This window comes from Microbacterium sp. NPDC090007, assembly GCF_044748345.1.
In the GTDB taxonomy this organism is placed as follows: Bacteria; Actinomycetota; Actinomycetes; order Actinomycetales; family Microbacteriaceae; genus Microbacterium.
Genome location: NZ_JBIVFV010000001.1, coordinates 1,252,771 through 1,264,640 on the forward strand (window position 1 = coordinate 1,252,771; position 11,870 = coordinate 1,264,640).

Below are 11,870 nucleotides of genomic sequence, written 5' to 3' on the forward strand. Positions count from 1 at the left end.
GAATATAGAACACCCGGCGCGACAACACAACCCGACATCGACGTCAGGAGAAACGATGCAGTTCCACCACCACGGCTACGTCTCGGGCGATCCACGCGTGCAGAACGCCGCGGGCACGGGAATCGATCGGCCCGCCGACCTGCCCGACGAGGTGGACGTCCTGATCGTCGGCTCGGGTCCGGCGGGCATGCTGCTGGCCGCGCAACTGTCGCAGTTCCCGCAGCTCACGACCCGCCTCATCGAGAAGCGGGACGGCCGGCTCGCGCTCGGCCAGGCGGACGGCATCCAACCCCGCAGCGTCGAGACCTTCCAGGCCTTCGGCTTCGCCGACCGCATCACCGCCGAGGCCTACAACATCGGCTGGATGAACTTCTGGGCCCCCGATCCCGACAACCCCGACCGGATCGTGCGCACGACCCGCACCGAGGACTACGGCTACAAGATCAGCGAGTTCCCGCACCTCATCGTCAACCAGGCGCGCGTGCTCGACTACTTCGCCGAGGCCGCCGCCCACGGCCCGGCGCGTGTGACCCCGGACTACGGCGTCGAGTTCCGGGGCCTCGAGGTGCAGGGCGACCGCGTCGAGGTGCGGGTGCGCACCGCGGAGGGCGAGCGGACGATCCACGCGAAGTACGTCGCCGGATGCGACGGCGCCCGCAGCGGTGTGCGCCAGGCGATCGGGCGCACGCACGTCGGAGCCTCGGCCCGCCACGCCTGGGGCGTCATGGACGTGCTGGTCGAGACCGACTTCCCCGACTGGCGCATCAAGTGCGCGATCAACGCCGCCGCCGGCAACATCCTGCACATCCCGCGCGAGGGCGGGTACCTCAGCCGCATGTACATCGACCTGGGCGAGGTCGCCGCCGACGACGACCACCGCGTGCGACAGACCCCGATCGACGAGGTGATCCGCCGGGCGAACGAGATCCTGCACCCGTACTCGATCGACGTGAAGCAGGTCGCCTGGCACAGCGTCTACGAGGTGGGGCACCGGGTGACCGACCGGTTCGTCGACGACCTCGACAGCCCGCGCGTCTTCCTCACCGGGGACGCCTGCCACACCCACAGCGCCAAGGCCGGGCAGGGCATGAACGTCTCGATGCAGGACGGCTTCAATCTCGGCTGGAAGCTCGGGCACGTCCTCACCGGACTGGCGTCCACCGATCTGCTGCGCACCTACGACGAGGAGCGACGCCCCGTCGCCCAGCAGCTCATCGACTTCGACCGCGAGTGGTCCTCGCTCATGGCCCGCAAGCCCGGAGAGATCACCGACCCCGCCGAGCTCGCGACGTACTACCTCGCCACCGCGGAGTTCCCCTCGGGGTTCGGTACGCACTACGCCGCCTCGCAGATCGTGGCGGGGGATGCGGCGCAGCAGCTGGCATCCGGATTCCCCGTGGGCAAGCGCTTCCACAGCGTCGAGGTCGTGCGGGTGTGCGACGGCAACCGCGTGCACCTCGGCCACCACGCTCGGGCCGACGGTCGGTGGCGGATCTACGCCTTCGCGGATGCCGATGCCACGGCGCTTCGGACCTGGGCGTCGCAGGCGCGGGGGATCGTCGAGCACTTCACTCCCGACGGTGCCGACCTCGACGCGGTCTTCGACGTCAAGGCGGTGTTCCCCGGGCGGTGGGAGGACGTCGAGGACGTGCCCGCGCTGTTCCGTCCGCAATCCGGGCCCCTCGGATTGACCGACCTCGAGAAGGTGTTCGCCGCGGCCCCCTCGGCGTGGACGGCCGCCGACATCTTCGCCGAACGCGGCATCGGCGCCGACGGTGCCGTGGTGGTGGTGCGCCCCGACCAGTACGTCGCGCACGTGCTGCCGCTGACGGACGCCGCCGGCCTCGAGCGCTTCCTGGCCGGGGTGATGGCCGTGCCGGCGGCCACCGGGGCGAACTGACGCGTGCACCGGCGATGCGCCCGGGCGCGAAGCGCTCCCGATGAGCGCCGATCCCCGCCGAAGATGCGCCGGAGCGCGAAGCGCTCTCGATAAACGCCGATCCGCGCCAGGCACGCGGCGTCGCGGCGTTTCCGGTGAGGATCGCCGTTTCTCGCCGGGGTGGGGCGCAACCAAGCGGTGCGGTGGGGCGACGCGGCGGCGCGACACGGGACACCGTGCGCCACGCGATGCCGACCGCGGCGTCCACGATGGCGACTTCGGCATCCGCTTTGTACACGACGTATATCGGCGCCCGCGCTGGTGCTGAGCAGAATGGCGGGGAACCCCGCCCCGACACAGGAGGATTCATGACCGATTCGCGCGAGAGCGAGCTGCTGGCATCCGTACCCACCGGCCTGTTGATCAACGGGGAGTGGCGCGCCGCCGAGGCGGGCAAGACCGTGGCGGTGAACGACCCGGCCACGGGTGACGTCCTGCTCGAGATCGCGGATGCGTCGATCGACGACGGCGTCGCCGCGATGGATGCCGCGGCCGAGGCCTTCCCGTCCTGGGCGGCGACCCCGTCGCGCGAACGCGCCGAGATCCTCCGCCGCGCCTTCGACCTGCTGCAGGAGCGCAAAGAGGACGTCGCCCTTCTCATGACGCTCGAGATGGGCAAGCCCCTGGCCGAGGCGCGCGGCGAGGTCGGGTACGGCGGGGAATTCCTGCGCTGGTTCAGCGAGGTGACCGCGCACACCCAGGGCCGCTACGGCGCGAACCCCGAGGGCACCGGTCGCATGATCGTCTCGCAGCACCCCGTGGGTCCCTGCTACCTGATCACCCCGTGGAACTTCCCGCTCGCGATGGCCACCCGCAAGATCGCGCCCGCGCTCGCCGCCGGCTGCACGGTCGTCATCAAGCCCGCGACGCTGACCCCTCTCACGACCCTGTTCTTCGCGCAGATCCTGCAGGATGCCGGACTCCCCGCCGGCGTCGTCAACGTCGTCACGACCACGAACACGGGCCCCGTGTCCGAGCGCATCATCTCCGACCCGCGGCTGCGCAAGCTCTCGTTCACCGGCTCGACCCCGGTCGGCGTGAAGCTGCTGCAGCAGGCCGCGCCCGGCGTGCTGCGCACCTCGATGGAGCTCGGCGGAAACGCCCCCTTCGTCGTGTTCGACGACGCCGACATGGACAAGGCGGTCGAGGGAGCGATGCTCGCGAAGTTCCGCAACATCGGTCAGGCGTGCACGGCGGCCAACCGCTTCATCGTGCAGCGGGGCGTCGTCGAGGAGTTCACGCGCCGGGTCACCGAGCGGGTGCGGGGTCTGAAGATCGGCCGCGGCACGGAGGAGGGCGTGCAGATCGGACCGCTCATCGACGACCGCGCGGTCGACAAGGCGAAGACCCTCGTGGGGGATGCCGTCGACCGCGGCGCCACGGTCACCACCGGCGGATCGCCGATCGACGGTCCGGGAACGTTCTTCGAGCCGACCGTCGTGTCGGGTGTGCGACCGGGCAGCGACATCCTCCGCGAGGAGATCTTCGGACCCGTGCTGGCGATCATCCCCTTCGACGACGAGGACGACGCCGTGCGCCTGGCCAACGACACCGAGTACGGTCTCGTCTCGTACGTCTTCACCGAGTCGCTCGCGCGCGGTCAGCGCATGATCGACAAGCTCGAGACCGGGATGATGGGCCTGAACGTCGGGGTCGTCTCCAACGCCGCGGCGCCCTTCGGCGGCTGGAAGCAGTCGGGCCTCGGTCGCGAGGGCGGCGACGAGGGCATCCACGAGTACATGCAGACGAAGTACACGCTGACGGCGAACCCGTACGCCTGATCGGCTCGCGGCACACAGCGGATGCCACGACCCCGGCGCCCCGCGAGGGCCCGGGCTCGCGGCATCCGTCGTCCTGCCCTCTCTTCGCGTGAGTCGCCACCTTTCGTCGCTCGCGAGACTCCCGAGGCGACGGATTCTGGCGCCTCGCGCGCGCGGCGGATCGCCCGCGCGGCGCTGCCGCGCGCGGGGTGCGGTCAGCCGTCGGCGTGACGGTCGAGGAACGCGAAGACCTCGGCGTCGTCGACGCCGGGGAACATGCCCCGCGGCAGCGGCGAGAACATGTGGCGGTGCACCCGCGCGCTCGGCCACGCCTTGCCCTGCCAGCGCTCGGCGGCCTCGGCATCGGGGCGACGGCAGCACGACTCGTCGGGGCAGTGCGAGATGCCGCGCTTGGACGTCTCTCGTCCGCGGAACCACCGCGCGTCGTCGAACGGCACGCCCACGGTGATCGAGAAGTCGCCGTCGCGGGTGGTGCCGGTCTGCGTCGAGCACCAGAAGGTGCCCGCGGGGGTGTCGGTGTACTGGTAGTGCTCGGTCGTGCGGTTGTGCTCGGCGAACGCGGAGCGCGCCGAGAACTTCTTGCACACGATCTGCCCCTCGACGCTGCCCGTCACGTCGGTGGGCAGGGGGAGCCCGTCGTTCTCGTACACGCGCGAGATCGCGCCGTCGCCGTCCACGCGCAAGAAGTGCAGATGAATGCCGAGGTGCGTGGTCATCAGATTGGTCATGCGCATCGCGGCCGCTTCGTGGGTCACCCCGAACGCGTCGCGGAAGTCCTCGACGGCGAGGTTGCGGTCCTTCTTCGCCTGGGCGAGGAAGGCGACCGCGCTCGTCTCGGGCATGAGGCAGCAGGCGGCGTAGTAGTTGATCTCGAGGCGCTGCTGCAGGAAGTCGGCGTAGTCGGTGGGCGGGCGGTGTCCGAGAAGACGGTGCGCCATCGCCTGCAGCGCCATGGAGCGCAGGCCGTGGCCGCCCGGGATCGACGCGGGCGGCAGGTAGATGCGTCCGTTCTCGAGGTCGGTGACCGAGCGTGCGGAGTGCGGCAGGTCGCTGACGTAGATGAGTTCGAAGCCGAGCTGCTCGGCCATGATGCTGACCGTGCGGTGGGTGAGCGCGCCGATCGAGTGGCCCGCGGCCTTGAGCTGCTTCTCGGCGAGACCCTCGATCTCGGGCAGATGGTTGGCGATGCCGCGCATGCGCAGGCGCAGTTCGGTGTTGGCGCGGCGGGCCTCTTCGGGGCTGGCGATCGTGGCACGCTCGCGTCGCTGCAGCTCGCGGTGAAGACCCAGCACGGCCTCGATGGTGTCGTCGCTGGTGCCCTTGCTGATCTTGACCGGGGGGATGCCGAGCTGCCGGAAGAACGGGCTGGTCTGCGCCCGGTCGAGCTCGATCTCGAGCGCGGCGCGGCGGTTGGGGGGTTCCTGCGAGAGCAGCTCGGCGACGTCGGTGCCGGTCGCCCGGGCGATCTCCTGCAGCAGCGAGAGCTTCGGCTCGCGCTTGCCGTTCTCGATCAGGCTGAGTTGGCTGCCGGCCACGCCGACGAGGGCGCCGAGTTCGTCGAGGGTGAAGCCGCGAGCGAGGCGGTGGTGCCGGATGCGATGGCCCAGGGTGGTGAGTTCGAACGACGACGCCATTCCTTGACCATATCGAAAGAATCGCGATTCTTACACCCAGAAACGTCGGAAAGAGAGGCTTTCGCGCCTCCACCATGGAGGAACACCACCGAATTCGCTCCCAACCGAGGAGAACGACATGGCACTCGCCGACATCTTCGCTTCCCGCTCCACCGGCCGCGCCGCCGCGGTCCCCACCGCCCCCGCCCGCCCCGGTCACGGCGTGAAGCCGGCCGTCGAGGGCCCGGGGCTGGCCGCCCTCACCGCCTGGGTCGACCAGGTCGCCGCCCTCACGCAGCCCGACCGCATCCACTGGGTCGACGGTTCGGCGGCCGAGAACGACGCGCTGCTGCGCGAGATGGTCGACGAGGGCAAGCTCATCAAGCTCAACCCCGAGTGGCGCCCCGGCTCCTACCTGGCCCGCTCCCACCCCGGCGACGTCGCCCGGCTCGAGTCGCGCACCTACATCGCCTCGGAGCGCGAAGAGGATGCCGGTCCCACCAACAACTGGATCGCCCCCGCCGAGATCCGCGAGACGCTGAACGGCGTCTTCGAGGGCTCGATGCGCGGACGCACCATGTATGTCGTGCCGTTCTCGATGGGCGCGGTGGGCGGCCCCCTGAGCCACATCGGCGTCCAGATCACCGACAGCGCCTACGCCGTGGCATCCATCGGCGTGATGACCCGCGTGGGCACCGCCGTCACCGAGCAGATCGCGCAGGGTGCGCCGTGGGTCAAGACCGTGCACTCGGTGGGAGCGCCGCTGGCGGCGGGCGAGGCCGACGTGGCGTGGCCCTGCAACGACGAGAAGTACATCGTGCACTTCCCCGACACCCTCGAGGTGTGGTCGTTCGGCTCGGGCTACGGCGGCAACGCGATCCTGGCGAAGAAGTGCTTCGCCCTGCGCATCGCCTCGGTCATCGGCCGCGACGAGGGCTGGCTCGCCGAGCACATGCTGCTCATCCGCGTCATCGACCCGAAGGGCACGGCGTACCACGTCGCCGCGGCCTTCCCCTCGGCGTGCGGCAAGACGAACCTCGCGATGCTGCGTCCCACGATCCCGGGTTGGCGCGTCGAGACCCTCGGCGACGACATCACCTGGATCCGTCCGGGCGAGGACGGGCGCCTCTGGGCCATCAACCCCGAGGCGGGCTTCTTCGGCGTGGCCCCCGGCACCGGCGAGTCGACCAACGTCACGGCGATCGAGACGCTGTGGGGCAACACGATCTTCACCAACGTCGCGCTCCGCCCCGACGGCGACGTGTGGTGGGAGGGCCTCACCGACGAGGCGCCGCCGCAGCTCATCGACTGGGAGGGCAATCCCTGGACCCCCGCGTCGGGTCGTCCCGCCGCCCACCCCAACTCGCGCTTCACGGTGGGTGCCGCGCAGTGCCCGCAGATCGCCGAGGACTGGGAGGCCCCCGAGGGCGTTCCCCTGGACGTGATCCTGTTCGGCGGCCGTCGCGCCACCAACGTCCCCCTCGTGGTCGAGGCGACCGACTGGTCGCACGGCGTCTTCCTCGGGTCGACCGTGTCGAGCGAGAAGACGGCGGCGCAAGAGGGCACGGTCGGCGAGCTCCGCCGCGATCCGTTCGCGATGCTGCCCTTCTGCGGCTACAACATGGGCGACTACTTCGGCCACTGGCTCGAGGTGGGCCAGAAGCTGCGCTTCGACCGTGCGCCCCGCATCTTCCAGGTCAATTGGTTCCGCAAGGGCGACGACGGCCGGTTCCTCTGGCCCGGTTTCGGCGACAACGCGCGCGTGATCGACTGGATCATCCGTCGTGTGGATGGACAGGTGGATGCCGTGGACAGCCCGATCGGACGCCTGCCCCGCGTCGAGGATCTCGAGCTGTCGGGCCTGGACCTGCCCGCCGCCGACCTCGAGGAGCTGTTCTCGATCGATCGCGCCTCGTGGCTCGCCGAGGCCGATCTGACCGAGGAGTTCTACGACACCTTCGGGTCGCACCTGCCGGCCGCCCTGCGCGCCGAACTCGCGTCGCTGCGGTACCGGCTCACGCGCGACTGACCGCTCCCGTCCCGCCCGCCGTGTCGCGGGCGGGACGGGCTCCGACTCGACGCCCCTCCCGTTCTTGGCGCACGGGAGGGGCGTCGTCCTGTGCCCGCGGCGCGCTCACGAATGCGCTCGCGCGTGCGGAGTGCCGGCCTCCGTCGGCCGGGGGCACCGCGAGACTGCATCCCGCTGACAACTCGGCGACATCCTGCAACCGAAATGTCAGCGACGTGCAGTCTCGCGCGGAGAGGGGGGGGAGGGGAGGGGAGGGGGTCGCGCGGGGCTGAGAGCCCGCCGGTCAGACCAGCAGCTGGTGCTTGGCCAGGTCGCGGTAGAGGGGGGTGGATGCCACGAGCTCGCTGTGCGTGCCCCGGCCGACGACCCGCCCCTGGTCGAGCACGACGATGAGGTCGCTGTCGACGACCGTCGACAGGCGATGCGCGATGACCAGCAGCGTCCGTCCGGCGGCGACCGCGTCGATGGCCTCGCGCATGCGTTGCTCGTTGACGCCGTCGAGCGACGACGTCGACTCGTCGAGCAGCAGCACCGGGGGAGCGGCCAGCAGGGCACGGGCGATCGCGAGACGCTGGCGTTCTCCGCCCGACAGCATCACCCCGTCCTCGCCCACGGGGGCGTCGACGCCGAGGGGGCTGCGCGCGAGCACGTCGCCCAGGTTGACCGCCCGCAGCACGCGCTCGCAGTCCGCGTCGGTGGCGTCGGGGGTCGCCAGGCGCAGGTTGTCGGCGATGGTTCCGGCGAGGGTCGGGGCGTCCTGCTCGACGTAGCCGAAGCGCGCCCGCAGATCGTCGCGCGCGAGGTCGCGGGCATCGACGCCGTCGACGAGGACCGCCCCCTCGGTGGGGTCGTAGAAGCGCTCGACGAGCGAGAGGATCGTGCTCTTTCCGGCACCCGAGGGGCCGACGAGGGCGACCCGCGTCCCGCGCGGGACCTCGAACGACACCCCGCGCAGCACGTCGCGGTCGTGCTCGACGACCTCGGCGGGCTCGTCGTCGGTCGAGGGCTCGAGGTGCACCTGCGCGAGGACGGAGCGGGCCTCGGCCGCGGCCGCCTCGCGGGCCTTCACGACGTGGTCCGGGTAGCGGAAGTGCACGTCACGGAAGGCCAGGGCCGCGGCATCCGGAACCGGGGGTGTGGAGGAGGCGCGATCGCCGTCGTCCTCGAGCGGCAGATCGAGCACCTCTTGGATGCGCCCGAGCGCGCCGAGCGCCTGGTTGACCGAGGTGATCGCCCCGATCGCCGAGGCCAGGGGCTGCACGAGCAGGAACAGGAAGATCACGAACGTCACGAGCGAGGCCACGTCGATGGCTCCGGATGCCACGCGGTACCCGCCCACACCCAGGACGACGAGCAGCGAGACCTGCAGCGCGACGAAGGCGATCGGCACGATGAACGCCGAGACCCGCGCGATGCGCACACCCGCGGCGTAGGCGGCGGTGGCGTCGCGGGTGACCGCGGCGATCTCGCGATCGGTGGCGCCCGCGGCGCGGATGGTCCGGATCGAACCGACCGCACGCTCGACCCCCGACGACAGCTCGCCCACCTTCTGCTGTTGATCCGCGGATGCCGAGCGGATGCGCGAGCTGAGCAGGACGACCACCGCGAGCGAGGCGCCGACGACCACGACGATGAGCCCGAGCAGCAGGGGGTCGATGAAGGCCATGGCGATGACGGCGCCGACGAGGATGAGGGCGTTGCCGACGGCATCCGCGAGGCCCTGCGTGAGGACGGCGTACAGCAGCGTCGTGTCGGTGCCCACGCGCGAGACGAGGTCGCCGGTGCGCCGGGCGTCGAACTCGCTGATGGGCAGGCGCAGGATGCGCGCGATGAGCCGTCGGCGGCTCGAGAACACCACCGCCGTCCCGGTGCGCTGCAGCAGGTAGTGCTGCCAGCCCGAAATCACCGACGACAGCACCACGAAGCCCACCAGGAGCCAGACCAGGGCGCCCAGGGGCACGCTGTTCTGCACGCGCGTGATGACCTGGCCGACGACGAGGGGCTGCGCGAGGGTGGCGGCCGCGCCGAGGACGCTCAGCACGGCGACGACGACGAGCGTGCGCTTGTGCTCGAGCAGGAACGGCAGGAGTTGGCGGAACGAGGCGCGGGGGCCCTCGGGTGCGCGGCGGCCGCGCCGACCGCGCGCGGGAGCGGGAACGGACATGCTCATCCTCGGGAAAGGGAAAGGGGTACTTCGACCGTACCTGCCGCCGCGGACACCGTCGGTCGCGCTCGTTCGACGGTGAGCGCAACTCCTGAGAATCGAGGCTCTTCTGCGTCGGGCGCCCGGTTCGGGGCCGATCCCGGTGTTCTCTCCGGAGTTCGGCCCGCCCGGCACGATCACCGCGCGATGACCCGCGAAACGACGGATGCCACGAGGCCCGGGCCCCGTGGCATCCGTCGTCCCGAAAACCCGGCGTTACGGCGCGGTCGCCGCCGCGGCGATGTTGTCGTCGTAGTCGACGTCCTTGGTCTCGGGCGAGAGCACCAGCGCGATGAGGGTCAGCACGCCCATGACCGAGAGGTACACGCCGACGAGCCACGGGTTGCCGTCGCCCGCCGCCCACAGGGCGACCGCGACGATGGGCGCGAGCGCCGCGCCCAGGATCGACGAGACGTTGTACGAGATCGCCGAGCCCGTGTAGCGGGTGTTGGTGGGGAAGAGCTCCGGCAGCACCGCACCCATCGGGCCGAACGTCGCGCCCATCAGCAGGAAGCCGAGCACGAGGAAGGCCTGCACCAGCGCGCCCGTGAACTTCGGATCGGCCGCGGGCAGCAGGAACACCGAGAACAGCAGACCGAACACGATGATGCCGAGGGTGACCCCGATCAGCAGGCGCTTGCGGCCGATCGCGTCGGCGACGGGGCCCGAGAGCATCGTGAAGATCCCGAAGAACACCACGCCGATGATCTGCATGATGACGAAGTCGGTGTACCCGAATCCGAGTCCCGGCACGTAGGCGGCGGCGTCGAACGCGGTCCCCGCCTTCTCGGCCGCGGCGGCCGCGCCCTCGACGGTGGGCTTGGTGCCGTACGACAGCGTGAAGCTCGTCATCAGGTAGAACAGCACGTAGGTCGCCAGCATGATGAACGTGCCGAGGATCAGCTGCTTCCAGTTGCGACGCACGACCTCGCCGAGGGGGAACTTGCGGATCGCGCCGCTCTTCTCGGCCTTGGCGAAGGACTCGCTCTCGACGAGCTTGAGACGCACGTACAGACCGACGATGACCATGATCGCCGAGAACAGGAACGGCACGCGCCAGCCCCACGACAAGAACTCCGCCGACCGCTGGGCGGTGCCGTCGGGGTGGGGGAGGGCGAAGTTGATCACCAGGAACACCGTGTTGGCGATGATGAAGCCGATCGGAGCGCCGAGCTGGGGGAACGTGCCGAACAGGGCGCGCTTGCCCTTCGGCGCGTTCTCGGTCGCGACCAGCGCCGCGCCCGACCACTCGCCGCCCAGCGCGAAGCCCTGAGCGAGACGCATGATCAGCAGCAGCACGGCCGCCCAGACGCCGATCTCGTTGAACGTCGGCAGACATCCGATGAGGAACGTCGCCACACCCATGGTGAGCAGGGATGCCACGAGCGTGGCCTTGCGTCCGAAGCGGTCGCCGAAGTGGCCGAAGACGACGGCGCCCAGGGGGCGGGCGACCATGGCGGCGCCGAAGACGCTGAACGACAGCAGCAGCGAGGTGGTCTCGTTGCCGGTCGGGAAGAAGAGGATCGGGAAGACCAGCACCGCCGCCGTGGCGTACGCGTAGAAGTCGTAGAACTCGATCGTGGTGCCGACGAGGCTCGCGGTGATGACGCGCGAGCGCGGGTTCGCCGGTGCGGCGGGGGCGGAGGGGGATGTGGTGGTCATGACTGCCTGACGAGAGGATTCTGCAATCGCGTCCGGGGTGGGGCGCAGCGGTGGTGCGCAGCAGTCACGAGGGTGGTGGTGAGGGAGCGCACGGGCGGAAGCACCGGCGACGTCCCCGAGTGAGGTCCGTCGCGACGCTCCAGTCTATGCGCCGGCTGAGCGCCGCCCGGCCTCGGGCCTCAGCGCCAGATGACGGCGAGCGCGGCGTTGAGAAGGGTCAGGATGCCGATGGGCCAGAAGATCGCGGGAGAGAGGGCCCCCGTGCGCTTCTGACGCGCCGAGCCGACGCCCAGCAGCGCACCGATGACCAGCAGCACGACGAGCTTGATGCCGATCTTGGCGTAGTTGAGGTCGTGGTCCAGACCCCACGGAGCCGACAGGACCAGACCGGTCACCAGCGAGATCGCGAGGGCGATGTTCATCAGACGGGTCACGCGCACGCGACGCGCGACCGCCTCGACGACCCAGGCGCCGAAGAGGATCGCGAAACCGACGAGGTGGACCAGGACGACGACGTTCCGCAGGATCTCCATACCCGTCAGGGTAGGGATGCCGTCCGCGGGACGCCAGCAAGGCGCTCCTCACCCCGTGCGGCGCCCGGGGCGATGATCCCGGGGGCTTCGACGGGCTCAGCCATCTGGAC

General features: G+C 70.5%; 7 protein-coding genes. 3 read left to right on the top strand and 4 right to left on the bottom strand.

Annotation, left to right across the window (positions count from 1 at the left end):
- Window positions 1–55: 55 nt before the first annotated feature.
- Both ACIPVB_RS05860 and ACIPVB_RS05865 read left to right on the top strand, forming a co-directional pair.
- Window positions 56–1,900 carry an FAD-dependent monooxygenase gene (locus ACIPVB_RS05860; RefSeq protein ID WP_400367581.1) on the top strand — a complete coding sequence of 615 codons (1,845 nt, stop codon included), beginning with the start codon at window positions 56–58 and terminating at the stop codon, window positions 1,898–1,900.
- A gap of 347 nt (window positions 1,901–2,247) precedes the next feature.
- Window positions 2,248–3,720, top strand: coding sequence for an NAD-dependent succinate-semialdehyde dehydrogenase (locus ACIPVB_RS05865; protein WP_400367582.1), 1,473 nt, complete (start codon window positions 2,248–2,250; stop codon window positions 3,718–3,720).
- A gap of 194 nt (window positions 3,721–3,914) precedes the next feature.
- Here the strand turns inward: ACIPVB_RS05865 and ACIPVB_RS05870 are convergent, their stop codons facing one another.
- Window positions 3,915–5,354: a helix-turn-helix domain-containing protein gene (locus ACIPVB_RS05870; RefSeq protein ID WP_400367583.1), complete on the bottom strand. Its 1,440-nt coding sequence runs from the start codon at window positions 5,352–5,354 to the stop codon at window positions 3,915–3,917.
- Between the two features lie 118 nt (window positions 5,355–5,472).
- Here ACIPVB_RS05870 and ACIPVB_RS05875 point away from each other — a divergent pair, with 118 nt between their 5' ends.
- On the top strand, window positions 5,473–7,362 hold the full coding sequence (locus ACIPVB_RS05875; RefSeq protein WP_400367584.1) for a phosphoenolpyruvate carboxykinase (GTP): 1,890 nt from the start codon (window positions 5,473–5,475) through the stop codon (window positions 7,360–7,362).
- Between the two features lie 283 nt (window positions 7,363–7,645).
- Here ACIPVB_RS05875 and ACIPVB_RS05880 read toward each other — a convergent pair whose 3' ends face one another.
- The 3 genes from ACIPVB_RS05880 to ACIPVB_RS05890 all read right to left on the bottom strand — a co-directional run bounded on the left by ACIPVB_RS05880 (window position 7,646) and on the right by ACIPVB_RS05890 (window position 11,760).
- Entirely contained in the window at window positions 7,646–9,526 is a 1,881-nt protein-coding gene (locus ACIPVB_RS05880) for an ABC transporter ATP-binding protein (protein ID WP_400367585.1), read from the bottom strand.
- Between the two features lie 255 nt (window positions 9,527–9,781).
- Entirely contained in the window at window positions 9,782–11,227 is a 1,446-nt protein-coding gene (locus ACIPVB_RS05885) for an MFS transporter (protein ID WP_400367586.1), read from the bottom strand.
- A 179-nt stretch (window positions 11,228–11,406) separates the two neighbouring features.
- The gene (locus ACIPVB_RS05890) at window positions 11,407–11,760 is read right to left on the bottom strand and encodes a Fe-S protein (RefSeq protein WP_400367587.1); all 354 of its coding nucleotides are present in this window, start codon (window positions 11,758–11,760) and stop codon (window positions 11,407–11,409) included.
- Window positions 11,761–11,870: the final 110 nt, after the last annotated feature.